Source organism: Pseudoalteromonas sp. S1612 (genome assembly GCF_005887175.1).
Classification (GTDB): Bacteria; Pseudomonadota; Gammaproteobacteria; order Enterobacterales; family Alteromonadaceae; genus Pseudoalteromonas; species Pseudoalteromonas undina.
The window spans coordinates 1-18,791 of sequence record NZ_PNDH01000039.1; the positions used below are offsets into that span (position 1 = coordinate 1).

Genomic DNA, 18,791 nt, shown 5'->3' on the forward strand with positions numbered 1-18,791 from the left:
AAACTGCGCTAATCGCCGATACTTACTATTGCCTGCGAGTGACCTCGTTGACAACGGGGTGCATAATAGTGATTTGACCGGGTTAGGTCAAACGTTTTTTTAAGAAAACAAATCAATTGCTCATTTTTAGTTCATAATGGTCAAATATTACGATACAGGGATAAAATTTAAACTCTTTTTTATAATTCGGGGGCTTATAATTTAAAAGCAACTTGGCGCTCAACCGCTTTTCTGCGAAAATAGTCGCCATATTAAAAAATGAGTAAGGTGAAGGTCTTTTTCTTTATCGGCATTTTAACCCCTATATATGCATTCGTTTTTTAAATGTATCGGTATCAAGTTAATTAACCTAATTAAAGGTCACCCATGACGGCAAACATCATTGATGGTAAAGCAGTAGCAAAACAAGTACGTAGCGCAGTGGCTGAACGAGTTTCAGAACGTGTTGCACAAAACCTTAGAGCCCCAGGATTAGCTGTGGTGCTTGTTGGACAAGACCCAGCAAGCCAAGTTTACGTTGGTTCAAAGCGTAAAGCCTGTGAAGAAGTTGGTTTTATTTCTAAATCATTTGATTTACCCGCAGACACAACAGAGCAAGCGCTATTAGCATTAATTGATGAATTGAATGTTGATGGCGAAGTTGACGGTATTTTAGTACAACTTCCTTTACCTGCAGGCCTAGATGCAGAAAAAATTCTTGAGCGTATTACCCCGCATAAAGATGTTGATGGCTTTCATCCTTATAATATTGGTCGTTTGGCGCAGCGAATGCCTGCCCTTCGCCCATGTACGCCAAAGGGTATTATCACCTTATTAGATTCAACTGGCGTGCGTTACAAAGGTATGCACGCAGTGGTTGTGGGCGCCTCTAATATTGTGGGCCGCCCTATGTCACTTGAATTATTGTTAGCTGGCTGTACGACTACTGTTTGCCATAAGTTCACGCAAGATTTAGAAACCCATGTTCGCCGTGCTGACTTACTGGTTGTTGCTGTAGGCAAACCAGAGTTTATTCCGGGTGATTGGATAAAAGAAGGCGCAATTGTTATTGATGTGGGTATTAACCGTTTAGACAACGGTAAGTTAGTGGGTGATGTTGAATACGCTGTTGCAGAACAAAAAGCTGACTTTATTACCCCTGTACCTGGTGGCGTAGGCCCAATGACTGTTGCCAGTCTAATTGAAAATACGTTAGAAGCGTGTGAGAAATATCACAGCTAATAAATAAAAAATATAGTAATGAAAAGCCCGCTTAATTGCGGGCTTTTTGTATCATCATTCTTCGTTTTATTAAGTCCAAGCCTTGTGGCAAAACCGAAAACACGATCATCAATAACATAATTGCATATTGCCAACTTGCATACTGCTCGTTAATTAATATTCCGGCACATAAAATACCGGCAATTGGGTTGGCTATAGTGCCAAAAGTAAACTCAACTACTGACATTCGCCCTAATAACCAAACATATAGGATGTAAGCCAGAGCAGTATTAGGGACCACTAGCCAAAATAACGCCAGCCATTGCGTGGTATTTATTGTTGCAGTTAAAAATTGATACTGCTGAGGGGCAAAATAAAAAGCTTGAACCATAGCCGCAATTGCTAGCAAACTACCACCAATGATTAGCTGCCACGTGAGTACCGTCCACCAGTGTACTTTAGCCGTTACTTTTTTTACCAGCGTACTGCCTATCACAATAGTTAATAACGCCCCTATCAGCGCTAAAACCCCCAAAACATTAAGTGCTACATGTTGTGGATCAAATAAGCGCCATGCTAAAACCACTAAAGCAAGCGCACAAAAACCTTGCACCAGCGCTGGCTGTTGTCGCTTTACAAGCCATGCATATAATAATGCAACCACAGGGACAGATACCATTCCCACGCCTGCGATAGCTGCTGGTAGGTTAATTGCCATTACAAAAATAAAGCTAAAAAATAACGCAATATTAATTGCGCCGATCAGAAAAATGCCTGGCCATTGTTTAGCCGTTGGCCAAGAAGGTTTAAACAGCAACAACAATAAACCGGCAGGAAGTGCGCGTATGGCACCTAATAAGATTGGTGGCCACTCTGGGGTTGCGTACTTAGTCACTGCATAAGTCGTTCCCCATAAAAAAGCAGGGATCATGGCAAGTAAAATATTCATTAATTTTCCATTTTTAAATTGATGGATGCGAGTTTAAAACCTCAACTATGATTGAGGTCAACAGTATCAATTTTATTAAAAACATAATCAATTTAATGCAATTGATATAACCAAAAAAGGGTTACCCTATGGTAACCCTTTTTTTGTGATCAGCGCGTTATGGCTAAATCTGCCAAGGTCGACAAACCCTATGCTTTACGCCACGTTGTTTTTCCCGCTGAATCTTCAAGTATTACACCCAGCGCATTTAAAGCATCGCGAGCTTCATCTGCTGCAGCCCAATTTTTACTGGCACGTGCGTCATTACGTTTGACTATCAGTGCCTCAATTTCAGCCACTTCATCGTCGTTTTGACCGCCTTGTAAAAATGCCTCTGGTGCTTGCTGAGCAATACCAAGTATTTCACCTAAGCTGCGTAGAACAAAGGCTAAATGTCCTGCTTTTTCGCTATTACTTTCTTTTACTCGGTTTAGCTCTTTAGCAACTTCAAATACAACCGGTAATGCTTCTGGCGAATTAAAGTCATCATTCATAGCTTTTCTAAACTTAGCTACATACTCATTACCCTCAAGCTCACATTCAACTGGCTCAACACCACGTAATGCCGTGTAAATACGCTCAAGTGATGAACGTGCTTGGTCTAAGTTTTCTTGCGAGTAATTAAGTTGACTGCGGTAATGGCCAGAAATTAAAAAGTAGCGAACCGACTCAGCATCGTATTGCTTTAATACTTCACGAACGGTAAAAAAGTTATCTAACGATTTAGACATCTTTTCTTTGTTCACTTGAACCATACCGGTGTGGATCCAAGTATTGACGTATTGACCGTTATTAGCACAGCATGATTGCGCAATTTCGTTTTCGTGGTGCGGAAACTGTAGGTCTGAACCACCACCATGAATATCAAAGTGCTCACCTAGGTGCTTTGAACTCATTGCTGAACATTCTATGTGCCAACCAGGGCGACCCTCTCCCCAAGGTGATGACCACGATGGCTCCCCTGCTTTAGCTTTTTTCCATAAAACAAAATCAAGAGGATCGTCTTTATCTTGTGCTACTTCCACACGTGAGCCCGATTGCAGCATAGTTAAATCTTGCTGCGAAAGTGCTCCGTATTGCTCAAAGGTTGATACATCAAATAAAACGTCGCCATCGGCTGCAACATAAGCATGGCCTTTGGCAATCAACCGTTCAACCATAGCAATAATTTCATCCATGTGACCTGTAACCGTTGGCTCTACATCAGGACGCAGCATGTTTAAGCTGTCAAAGTCTTCATGCATCGCTTTAGTCATACGCACGGTTAAGTCGTTAATCGCTTCACCGTTTTCATTTGCGCGCTTGATAATTTTATCATCAACATCGGTAATATTACGTACGTACTTTAAATCGTAACCTAAATGACGAAGATAGCGAACAATCACATCAAAACCCACAAATGTGCGTGCATGGCCAATGTGACAGTAATCATAAATGGTGATACCACACACATACATGTCGATTTTTCCATCGACCATAGGTTTAAATTGTTCTTTTTGGCGTGTCAGTGTGTTGTATATTTGTACCATTTAGTTGCTTTCCTTCACGATTAACAGAAAAGCTATGTTACCACTTGCTAAGCATGGGCTCTAGCGGTTTATAACAAACATAACATCTACTTTGTTAATCTGAGTCAACTACGATAAAATAGCACCAATATTTAAACCAGCTATAGGAAACCTCATGGTTGTTCTACACACAAACTTTGGTGATATCACCATTAAAATGCACGAAAGCGAAGCTCCAAATACAGTAAAAAACTTTTTAGAGTATGCAAACTCAGGTTTTTATAACGGCACTATTTTTCACCGTGTAATTGATGGTTTTATGGTTCAAGGCGGTGGTTTTGCATCGGGCATGGAACAAAAAGAAGTAAACGACCCAATTGAAAATGAAGCTAACAACGGCCTATCTAACAAAGTAGGTACTTTAGCAATGGCGCGTACGCCTGATCCACACTCAGCTACAGCGCAATTTTTCATTAACGTGAATAACAACGACTTTTTAAACCACAGCAGCGAAACGTCGCAAGGTTGGGGTTACTGTGTGTTTGCTGAAGTAGTAGAAGGCATGGACGTAGTAAATAAAATCAAAGGTGTTGCTACAGGTAGCAATGGTTTCCACCAAGATGTACCACTTGAAGATGTGGTAATTGAAAGTGTAACTGTAAGCTAAAACCCCCTTATTCTTCACAGAATACATAAAGCGGGTATTCACCCGCTTTTATTTAACTGGAACTACCATGACTCGCCAAACCTACTTTATTGCCGATTTACATTTGAGTGAAAATCGCCCTGATATTACAGCGGCATTTTTTAAGTTTTTACACTCCCATATTGCTCCTCAAAAAGTAGATGCGCTGTATATTTTAGGTGATTTTTTTGAAGTGTGGGTTGGTGACGATTATGTTAGCGAACTATCAGCAGCAGTTGCCAAACAATTAAAAGCAGTTAGTAACTCGGGTATCCCCATTTATTTTGTACACGGTAATCGCGATTTTATCATGCGTGAAAAATACGCCAATATGGCAGGAATGACTCTACTCGATGAGCAAACAGTGATCGACCTTTACGGCACTCCCACTGTAATTTTACATGGTGATGAAATGTGTACTCAGGATATTGAGTATCAAAAGTTTCGTCAAAAAAGTCGTGGTTGGTGGTGGCCCAAATTAATGCTTGCTATGCCATTATGGTATCGAAAGAAAATAGCCCGTGATGCACGTGAAAAAAGCAAACTTAGTCAAGCAGACAAATCTATAGAAATACTTGATGTAGTGCAAAGCGCTGTATTAGAGACCTTTGCTAAGCATAACGTGGCTAATATGATCCACGGCCATACTCACCGCCCTAATGTACATACCTATGAAGTTAATAACCAAACCCTAACTCGCACTGTGTTAGGCGATTGGTATACTCAAGGTTCATATTTAGTGGTTACCCCCGAGTTACAACAATTAATTTCAACGCCTTTATAACGCTCCTAACAATTAATTGTAATGAGTTTTTGTGGCAAGCTCTGGCAGTAAAATAACAAATTGTGTTTTGTAGTCTTCATTACCGCCTAGATCAGATTGCAACGAAATCTCCCCTTTTAAAACTTGAGTTACCCATTGATAAACCATATATAAACCTAAACCCGTGTTACCTTTACCTCTAGCTGTAGTATAAAAGGGTTCAAATATATCTGCCTTTATCTCAGCGTTAATACCTTTACCATTATCTGACACGCTCAGCCTCACCCTATTGTTAGTCGCTTGTTCAACTTTTATTTCAATTACGCCCTCCTGCTTTTCATCAAAAGCGTGATTTAGCGCATTGATCACTAAGTTTTCAACAACCTGAGAAATGATACCCGGCAAACTAACCACTTGTTTATTAAGTGAAAAAATAGTTTTCACTTTTATCGGCGAGCTTTTTAACCTAGAGTTTAATGTCAATAATAACTCTTGAATGATTTTTTCAATATCACATGCAATAAACTCATCATTATGGCGGTCAATCGCCATTTTTTTAAAGCTTTTCACCAACAGCGCTGTTTTATTTAAGTTAACTTTTGCCAGTGCTAAGTTCTCTCCAATGCGTGTAGTTGTGTCTTCTAAGGTTGATTTAGTTAGCCCTTGCTTCATGGCTTCATTTAATTTATTCAATGCCATATCGGCATTAGAAACCGAAATAACGGCTCCTCCAATCGGGGTATTCATCTCATGAGCAACACCAGCAACTAACAACCCGAGTGAAGATAATTTTTGCGCTTCAATTAACCCCTCTTGTAATTTTTGTTGTTGTTTAATCGTCTCGTCAAGCTCTCGATTGACAATGCCCAGCTCTACTTTTTCTATATGCAACTTATGCGACAGAGTTAATAACTGGTTTTGAAACCTATACTCACGATAAATAAAGCCAAAACTTACTAAGCAGAGTACGCTGCTGCATAAAAGAGCTAGCTTTAATGCGACTTTTTGCGCGCTTAATAGAAGTTCATCGGGGCTACTGATAAGAATAATTAACTCTTTATCGGTGTTACTGATCTTTTCTGTGTTTTCACGTAGCGAAAAAATAGAAAAACGTCGATATGTATAAAGGCTATTATTAAAAAAATGCGAACCATACTCGACTTTGCCATCAATAATTTGCTGCCAAAGCCGTGGCTCTTGAATGGCAAGCGTTTGCTCATTCTTACCATACATAAACCCCCACTCTAAGCCAGAATCTTTATTTAACAACCAAAAACCATCATGATTCAAAATGCTGATATGAGTACTTTCTTGGCTATAGCTTTTGATCTGATTAAATAGATAATCTAAGTTAAAATTGACCACCAATAGGCCATCTAAAAAGTAATTTTCTTCGCTAGTACGGTAGGTTACACGAATTGTTGGTTGGTGTGGTTTTATAATTTTGTTGCGTTCTATGTTTAAATCTATTTCTGTAGCAAAAATATCAGGCGCACTAATTTGCATCCCTTTTTGAAAGTAGTAACGGTTTTGCTTATTTTGCAACCCATCGGGCGCTACAATTTTGCCTGCCCCATTCACTACATTAATACGGTATTGCTCCTGACCTTGTGTATCAAGCCAGCGGATTTGCGAGATATTATTAGAGATAGCGGCGAAATTTAAAAAATAGTTATTTACCTCATCTCTGATTTGTTCTTGTTGAAGGGGTTTGCCTTGTTTATCACTTTTTAATGCGGGTCCCTGTGCCAGTATAAGCGTGAGCTTTTTGATACTGCTGAGCTCTCTGGAAAAATCACTACTTATAAGTACTAACTTTTCATCTTGTTTGGTTTTTATGGTGTTTATTTTTTCTTGATATACTTGTTCATAAATAAGCCAGCCAACAAATAAAGTAATAAATAAACTAAACAAAGACTTTATCAGCACACTTTTTTTTGAGCCGACCGGCAAGCTGTTAAGGCTATTCATTCGCACTCACTTCAAACTGTTTTAGCCACACTATTAAATCTTTAAAAAATAATGGCTTAGCAAAGTAGTAACCTTGAGCCGTTTCACACCCCTGCTGTTGTAACCACTGGGCCTCAAATTCATTCTCAACGCCTTCAGCAATCACCGAAAAGTCAAATTGCTTTGCCAAAGACAATATCATCTTAATCATGTATTGATTATTGTCATTAAACTCAAGGTCACTAACAAAGTAGCGATCTATTTTTATCGACGTAGACGGTATTTCATTAATGTGAGCCAAAGACGAATACCCTGTACCAAAGTCATCAATGCTGACTTTCATACCCAAAGCAATGAACCGCTCAAGCGCTTCTTTAATTAAACTATAGTTGCTTATAGCTTGTGTCTCTGTCACCTCTAGCTCAAGCATAGAAGGCAAAATACTGTATTCTTCAATTTTAGTTTTTATTTGTTCAAAGTAGCTTGGTTCAACTAAATCATAAGAGGATGCATTAAATGCAACGGGTAAGTTGCAGCCTTGCTCTTTAAGTTGATTAATAGTCTCTAGTATTTTCTCAAAAATTACATGGTCTAGTTCATTAATTAATCCGGCTGTTTCAGCTAATTCTATAAATTCGTCGGGGGGAACAAAACTACCATCGGCTCTTTGCCACCTAGCGAGCGCTTCGAAACCAGCTGGTTTCAAGGTTGATAAGCTGATTTTGGGTTGTAATGCCACCTCTAAACTTTTATTACCTATAGCCGTTCTAAGCTCAGCCATCAACTCATAGCGACGAGTAATCTGATCTGTTTTTTCCTCAGTATGCTGAATATACTTTGCTTGGTTTGCCACCGTATAGTTAAGACTAGACTCTGCTAAGCTAATCACTTTTTCAGGTGTTAAGTTTAAAGCAGCGCTTAACTTCAACTCTAATATACGCACATCAATATATTGCTTCACCTGTTCAATTTCGAACTTTTGCTTATTTTGAAAGTAACTAATTGCATCTGAGATATCAAAGTCAACGCTGACTAGCATGCCAAATGTTTTATTACTAATTAATGCTATGCGTGGTTCATACTTAGCAAAAGAATCAACTATACTTTGATGAACTAGCTTCATTAATTTATTACAAAAGTCATTCCCGAAAGTAAACGCTTTTTCATCAAACTGATAAATATCAAAAATGACTAATCGCGTTTTTAGCCGCTCATGGGCATTCATATTCTTTATTTCACGGGTTAGCCAGTTACGGTTTTGCAAATTAAGTGATACGTCGGTATAAGCAAGTTCAGTTAAGCGATTCAACAACGAAATATTAGCAAATCCCGTGCTAACATTTTCACTAAATACTTTAAGTAAATATTCATTTTGCTCATTGATTGGGTTATCAGATTTTACAATCGTTATGTAGTCAGTATCCTGACCTTGCAAAGTATGCGTTTCGAAAAAAAACACACTGTGATTTTTTGAGAATATATGACGACGCTCTTTGGTTGCTTGTTTAAAATCTTGCAGCATTTCTGCAGGCAGGTTAGGTTCCACAGGTTGCCCTTTAGTGCCACTAAAGCAACCATGTGTAGAAAGTATTAAACTTTCAGAGCCAGGGTTTGTATTACTCGAGCAGAAAATACCGCCGCCTTCGGTTATTTTTAAAATATTACTAATTTCTTTAAGCACAGCATAAGAAAAAGAGGCCATGTCATGCTTACCGTTAATACTTCTAGACGCGTCTAGTACCAACTGTAAACCTTGTTTGGCTGACTTGATTTGTGAAATATATTCCCAAGTGCGCATGTTACTATTAACAATTGATTGCAGCTTCTCGGCAGAAATATCTGATTTATTCCAGTATTCATCGATATCAAGTACTTTCATGATATCGCTCTCTGGCGCAAAACCAGGTTGGCCTGTTAACAGCACAATACGCATTTCTGCGTTACCAATAACCTCTCGAATAGTATTTACTAAACGCAGACCTGAGTCATCCTCCTCCATTACTACATCTATAAATATGAGTGCGATGTCTGGATGCATACTCAGCGCAAGAGCAGCCTCAGGCACAGAATTTGCTGTTAAAAGCTCGTATTTATAACCATCCTTGGCTTTTAATTCTTTTAAGCTATTAACTAACGCGTTCTGATAATCAAGGTCATCCTCAACGGTTAATATTTTCCATGCTTTCAGCTCTGTATCTGCTTGTTCTTCTTCAGCTGCAAATACAAATAATCCCTCTTTATCTTGCATATCTTCTCACCCAATAATAAATAAGGTATGACCTTGTTATTAAAATGAATTACAAAGCAATAAGTTAAATAATTTAAATAGTTATTCTAATATTAGGTGAGGGTATTGGATGTGTCTAATTTAAAAAGAATTTAATTAAAAGTAGCTGCTACAACAGTTTGCTGTTTAACTGGTAGCAGCTTCATGTGTAAATTATGCGGGTTGTTGGCAAGCAGTAATAGGTACGCCGCTATGAAATTTGAAGTCTTCATCGTCTGATGTAATTAGATGCGCTTCTATTTCAGCAAATTCTTTTACCCGCTCGGTAATATCAAAATCAGCAATTTCTTGAGCAAGGGTTAAGTAATCTTGATAATGGCGAGCCTCTGAGCGAAGCAGTGAAATATAAAAGTCCCCTAAGCGTTTATCTACATGCGGGGCAAGCGCAGCAAAACGTTCACATGAGCGCGCTTCTATGTACGCACCTACTATAAGTTTATCAACTAAGGCGTTGGGTTCAAACGTTTTAACATTACGCAGCATACCCTTAGCGTAACGACATGGGGTTATACTTTTATATTCAACACCGTATTCATCCATAATTTCTAGCACCTGATAAAAGTGATGCAACTCTTCTTTTATTAGCATGACCATTTTATCAATTAAGTCTTGTCCATAAGGTGAGTTAGATTTAGGAATAATAGACTTTGTCAGTTTATTTTTAGCCGCTAAATCACGCCAGTTCCCCTCACGTTTATAAATAAGCGTTTCAAACGGTTTTAGCCACTCAAGCAGTGCATCACTGCTGTCTTTATCTACCGCATACTTACGGATTAAAAACATCGCACTTTGTGCCGCTTTTAGCTCACAAATTAAATGATCAATTAATATGATGGGTAAATTTTCTTTTTTGGTCGCCTGTTCAACCCACTCATCGGGGGTACTGCATAATAAAAAGTTGTTAATTGGCTCTAAAAGCTGGCTATGTGGCACGCTGACTACTCATTGCTATAAATTGCGATTATGTATTTTAACACGAAATAATGCCCTGAATAAAATAAACACACGCCCTTATTACAAGCATGTGGATAACTTGACTTTGCTTAGTTACTGAACCATAACTAAATGGACTGTATAAAAAACAAACCAACTATAACCAAACAGTAATATATCCTTTTATGGAGAGCACGCAATGATACTAAATCACCTATGGGGCTTATACGCCCACCCACTCGAAGAGTGGCAAACAATTGATAACCGTCACGAAAGCTTAACCTACAGCTTATCGCACATTTTGCTTATCGCTTTATTCCCCTCAGCAATGGGATATTACTCATCGGTTTACTTAGGCTGGAGTATAGGCACAGGTAACCCAGTATTTTTAACCCATGAAAGCGCACTAATGATTGGCGCGGCTATGTATGTTGCTTTAATTGGCGGTGTATTTGCACTGGCCTACTTAGCGCATTGGATGGCGGTTACTTTTGGTGCTAAACCGACCTTTACCCAAACAATTGAGCTGGCAGCGTATACCGCAACACCGGTGTTTATGTCGGCATTGGCTGCCTTTTGGCCTGAGTTGTGGTTTGTGGTGTGCGTTGGGTTAGTCGCACTCGCTTACTCAGTTTATTTACTGTATACCGGCGTCCCTATTTTGATGCACATTCCGCAGGAGCGCGGCTTTATTTATGCAAGCTCTGTTGTAACCTGTGGATTAATTCTACTTGTTATTATTTTAGCGCTTACCGCCATGCTATGGACCAACGGTATAATCAGCCCTATGTTTACCTAAAAATTGAAAAACAAAAAAGGAGCGATTAAGCTCCTTTTTTTGTAACGCCGATAATGCTATCAGGCAGTATTATCACGGTTAATCAGATTCGTTTTCATCTTGGTTATGTATCTCTAAACCAGACGACATCGCGTTTTCGCGGGTGCTTTTAGCAGAATCGTTACGTAGCTTATCAATACGATTTAGGTAGTCTTGATCAACGTCGCCAGTAATGTATTGTCCATCAAACACTGACGTTTCAAACTTAGTGATTTCAGGGTTTTCTTGGCTAACTGCGGCAATCAAATCACTTAATGATTGAAAGATTAAACCATCAGAGCTAATGCTTTGGTTAATATCTTCTACTTCACGGCCATGTGCAATTAGTTCAGCCGCCGATGGCATATCTATACCGTATACATTTGGAAAGCGTATTTCCGGTGCAGCTGACGCAAAGTAAACATTTTTAGCTCCAGACTCGCGTGCCATTTCAACAATTTGTGCTGAAGTAGTACCACGTACAATTGAATCATCAACAAGTAGGACATTTTTACCTTTAAACTCACGGTCAATTGCATTGAGTTTTTGACGTACCGATTTTTTACGTAGCTCTTGGCCTGGCATAATAAACGTACGGCCAATATAGCGGTTTTTAACAAAGCCTTGGCGGTAAGGTAAATCAAGTACCCGTGCCATTTCTAAAGCGATATCACATGAAGTTTCTGGGATAGGAATAACGACATCAATGTCTTTATCTGCCCACTCACGTGCTACTTTCTCGCCTAGTTTTGTTCCCATATTTACACGTGCAGCATAAACCGACATACGATCAATGGTTGAATCCGGGCGCGCAAAATAAACAAATTCAAAAATGCATGGTGAGTAAGACACTTTATCTGCACAGGTAAAAGAATGAAACTCGCCTTTTTCAGTCACGTAAATAGCTTCGCCTGGGGCAACGTCACGAATAAACTCAAAGCCATCTGGCTTTAACGCCACACTTTCTGATGCAAACATATATTCAGTACCGGCAGCAGATTCACGTTTACCAAATACTAAAGGACGGATACCATTTGGATCGCGAAACGCCACAATACCATGACCGATAATCATGGCTATAGTTGCATAACCACCCGTCACTTTATTGTTAACTTCAGTAACCGCTGTAAAAATATCTTCAGGGTCTAATTTTAGTTTGTCTGGCTTACTTAGCTCATGTGCCATGATGTTAAGCAAAATCTCAGAATCAGAGGTAGTATTAACATGGCGACGAGCCTCTGAAAATAACTGCTCTTTTAACGACTCTGCATTGGTTAAGTTACCATTATGGGCAAGTGCTATACCAAAAGGAGAGTTCACGTAAAACGGCTGAGCCTCTGACGAGCTTGAAGAACCCGCTGTTGGGTAGCGCACATGGCCAATGCCAATGTTGCCTTGCAAACGTTTCATATGACGAGTGTGAAATACATCTTTCACTAGGCCATTTGCTTTGCGCAAGCTAAATGTATTGTTCTCAATAGTTATGATACCCGCAGCATCTTGGCCACGGTGTTGCAAAACGGTTAAGCCATCATAAATCGCCTGATTAACTGGCGATGTTCCGACTATTCCAACGATACCACACATGTAATTTATCCTCGCCGATTAACGGTTTACTGAATTTAAAAAGCTCGAGTTGTTTTCTAGGTACGAAAAGAACCATTCAACTACAAAGCCAAATTCTGGAATCAAAATAGAGTTGCCCCACCAATGCGTATTTGGCGCACCAGTAAAAGCATCAAGAAAGAAGAGTAACGCGCTCACGACCAACACGCCTCGAAGAGCACCAAACACCACACCAAAAACACGGTCTGTGCCGGATAATCCGGTTCGCTGTACAAGCTCACCTAAAATATAGTTTAGTAAACCGCCTAACAATAGCGTCGCAAAGAATAATATGGCAATGGCCGCTGCATTTCTTAAAAGGGGTTCAGAAATGGATGTTAGGAAGGAAGCTAAATATTGATAAAATAAGCTGGAGATGATGAAAGCCCCTGCCCATACCGCTAATGACATAGCTTCTTTAACAAAGCCGCGTATTAAACCGATGATGGTAGAGAGTGCAATAATGCCAATAATGGCGTAATCAACCCAGATCATAAGAACCAATTAGTCGCTAATTTTGGGCGCATTCTATACCTAAACCTCCCAGTGATGCAAGTTTAAGCGTGAGATTGCAGGTGAGTAAAAACATGCAGTTTTTAGATAAAAAATAGTGTGAAATATACAGGCTAAAAGTAGGTGGAGATCTAGCCTTAACTTATGGAGTATAAGTTAGGTAAATGTGCAATATTAAGTTATAAGCACACTCACCTATTAGCGACTAAGTTATTTTGCCACTTCAAATTGAGTAACTTTACCGTTTAGTTTAGTTAGTTCTTTCAGCGCGGGAAGCTGAGACTGCAGCTCTTGTTTACTTAATGACGGCCCTACAAATACTTTAGTTAACGTACCATTTGGCGTTTTAATTGGCCTAGTAAAGCTTTTAAAACCTTTCGTTTTTAGCTTTGCTTGCAACGCTTTTACATTTGCCGCATGAGAAAAACTACCAAGCTGAATGACATACGCCATACTTGTTAAGTTTTCATTGGTATTACGCGTAGCGTTATTTTGCTCGGTAGTGACTGTGCCTTGCTTTGTATCGGCTATGACCGCTTCAACCATTGCTGGCTGTGCAGTAACGTCAGTTTCAGCTGAGCTGTTTTGTTGCTCAAATGCAGCATCATCAGGCTGAATATTTTCAATTTCATCCTCTTTTAATGGTTCTGCATTTGCCACTTGCTGATCAATTGATTCTTGTAAATCAATGGTCTTGAACTCAGAGCGTTCTGGAATCGCTTTAAAGCCTTCTTTATAGTGCACTTTTTCACCATCGAGTATATTGGGAATAAACACAATTGCTGCGATCACCACAATACTTGTTCCGACTAAGCGATTAATAAAACCTGAGTTCACCGACATCCTCTCTATTTTTTAAAGTAATGAATAGCGCCAGCCACGGTAAAAAATGAGCCAAATACAATCAATAGTGTATTACTTGGCTGGCTTGGCAAAATAGCATCCAATGCTACCTCTACGTTGCTATAACCCTGTTTAAAATGACTATTGGGTATACTTGAAAGCGCCTGTTGAAGATGAGCTGCACTATCCCCTCGCGGGCCACCTAAGCTAGCCAACGACCATTCATCGACTACATCAGCCACTTCTTTAAGCACACCGACTTTATCTTTATCAGCAAGCATAGCGGCTAATGCATGAATTTTAAAGCCTTTATCTTTATAGCTTGCTAACTTAGTTGCTAAATAACGTGCCGATTCAGGGTTATGTGCCACATCGGTGTACACTAATGGCGACTCACTTAATTGTTGAAAGCGCCCTTCTACCACTAAGTTGGCTATGCACTGAGTTATCACTTCATCACTTGGTAATAAATCTAGCACCGACAATGTCGTTAACGCAGTGGCCACATTTTGACACGGGATGGCCGGTTTAGGTAACTCGAGATTATGTGCTTTAAATTGCCAACTAAAACTTTGCTCATGCTCTTTAAAAATAAAGTCGCTGCCCGATAGCACCATATTAGCGTTAATTTCTTTGCCATAATCGGTCATTGTATGCGGGATATTTAAATCCCCAATAATTGCCGGGGTACTCTCTCTAAAAATTCCCGCCTTGTCATAAGCCACCAGCTCACGGGTATCACCTAAATATTCTTTATGATCTAAATCGATGGTGGTGATCACACTAGCAAATGGGGTAACAATATTGGTCGCGTCAAAACGCCCGCCCAAACCGACCTCTAACAACACGTAGTCAACTTCTAAGCGTTTAAATATAGCCAACGCGCCTAAGGTACCATATTCAAAATAGGTTAATGGTGTGTCACCACGCCCTTGCTCTAGTAAATTAAACGCATCGACATGGTATTGATCGTCAAGCTCAGCCCCATTAACGCGTACACGTTCGTTATAGCGAACTAAATGAGGTGAAGCATAGGTGCCAACACAATAACCCTGGGCTAATAATAATGACTCTAAACAACGTGCTGTTGTTCCTTTGCCATTGGTGCCTGCAATAAGAATGATTTTACTTGAGGAAGTTAAAAGCTCTATGTTGTTAGCAACACGAGCAACGCGCTCTAAGCCCATTTCTATATTAGCAGGGTGAACACTCTCTAAATAACAAAGCCAATCATCAAGGCTTGATGATTGGCTAGGAATTGTTTTTGTCATAGCATGTAATCAGTAAAGCTGAAATTTACGCTACTCTATGCTCTTGTTCCGTAGAAGGCAAGTTCATAAACTTTGCTAAGATACGTGCTAGCGTATCGCGCATTTCTCGACGGTCAATAATCATGTCGATTGCGCCGTGCTCTAATAAAAACTCACTGCGTTGGAAACCCTCAGGCAGTGTTTCACGCACGGTTTGTTCAATAACACGCGGACCTGCAAAACCAATCAAAGCTTTAGGCTCTGCAACATTAATATCACCAAGCATTGCCAATGATGCTGATACACCACCCATTGTTGGGTCAGTCATTACCGAGATGAACGGTAGGCCTTTTTCGGTCATTTTAGCAAGTGCAGCACTGGTTTTAGCCATTTGCATAAGTGACATTAGCGCCTCTTGCATACGTGCACCGCCCGATGCAGAAAAACAAATCAGCGGCATATTATGCTCTAAACATTGGTCAACCGCGTCAACAAAGCGAGCGCCTACAACCGATGCCATTGAGCCACCCATAAATGAGAATTCAAATGCAACTGCAGCAACAGGAATACCTTTTAAGTTCCCTTTCATTGCAACCAGTGCGTCTTTTTCACCGCTTGACTTTTGAGCTGCATTAATACGATCTGAGTATTTTTTAGAGTCTCTAAATTTAAGCATATCTTTAGGTTCGTGTTGAGCGCCTAATTCATGACGGTCACCGTCATCTAAAAATTGTTCAAGACGCTTACGACCACTAACACGCATATGATGGTCGCACTTAGGGCATACATTTAGTGATTTTTCTAATTCTGCTTTATATAAAATTGAATCACATGACGTACATTTAGCCCATACACCTTCTGGAATTTCTTTACGACCTGAAGATTTAGTCGTTTTTGGTAAGATTTTTTCTAGCCAACTCATTTGCAACTCTCTTAATGCTGTTCTGTGTCGCGAGTCTACATGTTAACCATGCAAACAAATTTTTCCAATTAAAACATGAATTACGCTATCACGGTATAAAAAACTGGTCTTAGTAGTTAGCCCTACGAATAATAGCGTATAAAAATCATCACCTGATTACCTTTTAAATATCGGTATCGGCTAAAAACAAAGGCCCCAACGGCGTTCTAGGAATATTAAAGTGTTCTGGGTAATCAACATCTACTAAATATAAACCCGCCGCTTTTGCTGTGGCGCTCGCTTTGGCCCGCTCTTTAACATCTAACAGCTCTTTTAACCAAATTGGTTCATGTTTATGTAAACCGATATCCATTAAACACCCGGTAATATTACGTACCATATGGTGTAAAAACGCATTGGCTTTAATGTCAATAATGACATAAGCACCTTGGCGCTGTACCGATAAATGATGAATCGTTCGCGTTGCCGTATTAGCTTGGCAGTGAAGCGCTCTAAACGATGTGAAATCGTGCTCACCTAATAAATATTGGCAAGCCTGCTGCATTTTCACTTCATCTAAAGGATGATGAAAGTGGGTAACACCTTCATTTAATACCGCACCACGAAACGCATAATTATAAATCACATAACGATAACGACGAGCAGTGGCACTAAAGCGAGCATGAAAGTCTTCAACCACAGGCTGGGCAAAACGAATAGCAATGTCTTTTGGTAATAAGGTATTCATGCCTAATGTAAAGGCCACCATTTCACGCTCAGCATGGGTATCAAAATGCACAACTTGACCAGTGCCATGAACACCGGCATCGGTGCGCCCTGCACATACAATTTCAACCGGATGATTACAAATGCGCGACAACGCTTTTTCTACTTCTTGTTGTACGCTATTTACATGAGATTGACGCTGCCAACCACTGTAACGCGCGCCGTTGTATTCTACTCCAAGTGCTACTCGCATAATTACTGCTTTACCTACTGTGCTAATCGACGCTGCATTTTATGCTATATGGCGTTCCAATAAAAGCAGCGAACTAAGGTTCCTAACTATGCGATACAAAAAACCCGTTATTAGTGTTAGCCAATAACGGGTTTTACAGCTTAGATATCCTTTTCAGGATTAGCTATTGTTAGTTTTTCAGCTTAGCTTTTAGATTTTGTGCTTCTTCTTGCACATCGTCTGGGCCATTATTAATAATCTCATCTAAAATTTTAACTGCCGAGTCAGCATCATCTATCTCTATATATGCGTGAGCAAGATCAAGCTTTGCCAAGTAACCACCACTTTGAGTATCAACATCCATAGGGTTATCACCAGCAAGTAATGAATCGTAGTCACCCAAACCAACATCCATATCGACGTCGGTGTAAGGTTCGTGATCTATATCCGCATCATCACTTTGCTCTAGTAATGCATCAATATCAACAAAGTCATCTTGGTCTAATGGCTCAGTAACCTCAGGTTGCTCAATGGGCTCTTGCAACGATGGTGCTTTATCATCAGCTAAATCTTCGTTAAGTAAGCTATTAAAATCAACATCGAATTCACTGCTATCGCTTAAATCAACATCATCAGGTTCAGCCAACTCATTCAGTAATGAATCAAAATCTGTTTGTGTTAAATCAGCCATGAACTCATCATCTAGTTCATCATCTGAAATCATTTCTGATTCTGATGGTACTGACGTTTGCGTTAAATCAGCTTCACGATCAGCATTTGTTTGCTGATCGGTAAATTCAGCTGACTCTGTTAACGCATCAAGTTGATCATCGTCAAAATCATCATTAGAGCTAACAGCTTGCTCATCTGCAGCTTGTTCAGTCAGATCTGCAGACTCTGAAATATCATTATCTAAAGCTTGCTCTATATCTAACTCTGAAAACTCATTGTTAAGTAACAGCTCATCATCAAAATCATCTTCTAGGCTATCGAGATCGTTACCTGCTGATAGAGCATTAGCGAGATCTTGCTCTGCTTGGCTGGGTGACATGCCTGTGGCATCACCATCTAAATTATCACCTTGTAGCTCTTGTGGTGTTAAAGATTGTTGTTCCTCATCAGATAAAGGCAGTTCATCATCCAGCTCTAACTCAGGATACTCCTCAAGTTCTTCACTTGGGGTGATTATTTCAGGCTCATATAGCTCATCGTCTTCTGTCGATAAATCGTTGCTTTGGATATCGCCAGCAAGCGGGTCATCGCCTAAATCAATTTCCTCTTCATCAAGATCATCGTCTAAGTCATCCATTGACCAATCAGGTACTTGTTCATCCTCATCGCCTGTTTGCTCAAGCTCACTTAAAAGATCATCGACACTTTTGAAGTTTTCATCGTTGTATTCGTCAAGCGCATCTTCTGGGTCGAGTAAAGTAGAAGACGTATCGGTAAAATCATCTTCTGATCCAACATCAGGCTCGGCTTCAAGCTCAGGCTCGACTTCAAGCTCAGGCTCGACTTCAAGTTCAGGCTCTGCTTCAAGCTCAGGCTCTCCATCAAGGTCCTGATCGGCTGGAGGGTAGGTGTGTCGAT

General features: G+C 39.9%; 16 protein-coding genes. 4 read left to right on the forward strand and 12 right to left on the reverse strand.

The annotated features are described in order from the left end of the window. The first annotated feature begins 366 nt into the window (after positions 1–366). Complete coding sequence (gene folD / locus CWB78_RS13995; protein WP_008111045.1) at positions 367–1,221, forward strand: bifunctional methylenetetrahydrofolate dehydrogenase/methenyltetrahydrofolate cyclohydrolase FolD; 855 nt, start codon at positions 367–369, stop codon at positions 1,219–1,221. A gap of 31 nt (positions 1,222–1,252) precedes the next feature. Here the strand turns inward: folD and CWB78_RS14000 are convergent, their stop codons facing one another. Beyond that, on the reverse strand, positions 1,253–2,149 hold the full coding sequence (locus tag CWB78_RS14000; RefSeq protein WP_055013264.1) for an EamA family transporter: 897 nt from the start codon (positions 2,147–2,149) through the stop codon (positions 1,253–1,255). Between the two features lie 188 nt (positions 2,150–2,337). Continuing rightward, complete coding sequence (gene cysS, locus CWB78_RS14005; RefSeq protein ID WP_138596111.1) at positions 2,338–3,717, reverse strand: cysteine--tRNA ligase; 1,380 nt, start codon at positions 3,715–3,717, stop codon at positions 2,338–2,340. Positions 3,718–3,871: 154 nt separating this feature from the next. On the opposite strand from cysS, the gene CWB78_RS14010 reads away from it, so the two are divergent. Both CWB78_RS14010 and CWB78_RS14015 read left to right on the forward strand, forming a co-directional pair. Then, a complete protein-coding gene (locus CWB78_RS14010; protein ID WP_008111051.1) occupies positions 3,872–4,363 on the forward strand; it encodes a peptidylprolyl isomerase in 492 nt (163 codons plus the stop codon). Between the two features lie 67 nt (positions 4,364–4,430). Next, complete coding sequence (locus tag CWB78_RS14015; protein ID WP_138596113.1) at positions 4,431–5,165, forward strand: UDP-2,3-diacylglucosamine diphosphatase; 735 nt, start codon at positions 4,431–4,433, stop codon at positions 5,163–5,165. A gap of 12 nt (positions 5,166–5,177) precedes the next feature. On the opposite strand, the gene CWB78_RS14020 is transcribed toward CWB78_RS14015, so the two are convergent. From CWB78_RS14020 to miaE, 3 genes are all read right to left on the reverse strand, one after another. Next, on the reverse strand, positions 5,178–7,115 hold the full coding sequence (locus CWB78_RS14020; RefSeq protein ID WP_138596115.1) for a sensor histidine kinase: 1,938 nt from the start codon (positions 7,113–7,115) through the stop codon (positions 5,178–5,180). After that, positions 7,108–9,342 carry an EAL domain-containing response regulator gene (locus CWB78_RS14025; protein ID WP_138596117.1) on the reverse strand — a complete coding sequence of 745 codons (2,235 nt, stop codon included), beginning with the start codon at positions 9,340–9,342 and terminating at the stop codon, positions 7,108–7,110. The genes CWB78_RS14020 and CWB78_RS14025 overlap by 8 nt, the downstream gene beginning before the upstream one ends. Positions 9,343–9,534: 192 nt before the next feature. After that, positions 9,535–10,314, reverse strand: coding sequence for a tRNA isopentenyl-2-thiomethyl-A-37 hydroxylase MiaE (miaE, locus tag CWB78_RS14030; RefSeq protein WP_054202395.1), 780 nt, complete (start codon positions 10,312–10,314; stop codon positions 9,535–9,537). A gap of 199 nt (positions 10,315–10,513) precedes the next feature. Between miaE and CWB78_RS14035 the strand changes: the two genes are divergently transcribed. Then, the gene (locus tag CWB78_RS14035) at positions 10,514–11,113 is read left to right on the forward strand and encodes a Yip1 family protein (RefSeq protein WP_008111059.1); all 600 of its coding nucleotides are present in this window, start codon (positions 10,514–10,516) and stop codon (positions 11,111–11,113) included. A gap of 78 nt (positions 11,114–11,191) precedes the next feature. Here the strand turns inward: CWB78_RS14035 and purF are convergent, their stop codons facing one another. The 7 genes from purF to CWB78_RS14070 all read right to left on the reverse strand — a co-directional run. After that, complete coding sequence (gene purF, locus CWB78_RS14040; protein WP_008468349.1) at positions 11,192–12,718, reverse strand: amidophosphoribosyltransferase; 1,527 nt, start codon at positions 12,716–12,718, stop codon at positions 11,192–11,194. An 18-nt stretch (positions 12,719–12,736) separates the two neighbouring features. Beyond that, positions 12,737–13,231 carry a CvpA family protein gene (locus CWB78_RS14045; RefSeq protein WP_008111063.1) on the reverse strand — a complete coding sequence of 165 codons (495 nt, stop codon included), beginning with the start codon at positions 13,229–13,231 and terminating at the stop codon, positions 12,737–12,739. Between the two features lie 228 nt (positions 13,232–13,459). Beyond that, on the reverse strand, positions 13,460–14,086 hold the full coding sequence (locus CWB78_RS14050; protein WP_138596119.1) for an SPOR domain-containing protein: 627 nt from the start codon (positions 14,084–14,086) through the stop codon (positions 13,460–13,462). An 11-nt stretch (positions 14,087–14,097) separates the two neighbouring features. Continuing rightward, positions 14,098–15,363 carry a bifunctional tetrahydrofolate synthase/dihydrofolate synthase gene (gene folC / locus CWB78_RS14055; protein WP_138596121.1) on the reverse strand — a complete coding sequence of 422 codons (1,266 nt, stop codon included), beginning with the start codon at positions 15,361–15,363 and terminating at the stop codon, positions 14,098–14,100. A 25-nt stretch (positions 15,364–15,388) separates the two neighbouring features. Next, the gene (gene accD, locus CWB78_RS14060) at positions 15,389–16,264 is read right to left on the reverse strand and encodes an acetyl-CoA carboxylase, carboxyltransferase subunit beta (protein WP_138596123.1); all 876 of its coding nucleotides are present in this window, start codon (positions 16,262–16,264) and stop codon (positions 15,389–15,391) included. 163 nt (positions 16,265–16,427) lie between these two features. Beyond that, positions 16,428–17,222 (reverse strand): tRNA pseudouridine(38-40) synthase TruA, encoded by a 795-nt coding sequence (truA, locus tag CWB78_RS14065; RefSeq protein ID WP_008111070.1) that lies wholly within the window; start codon positions 17,220–17,222, stop codon positions 16,428–16,430. Between the two features lie 169 nt (positions 17,223–17,391). Further along, positions 17,392–18,791, reverse strand: a 1,400-nt coding sequence (locus tag CWB78_RS14070; RefSeq protein ID WP_283957128.1) for a FimV/HubP family polar landmark protein, incomplete at its 5' end; no start/stop codon positions are given.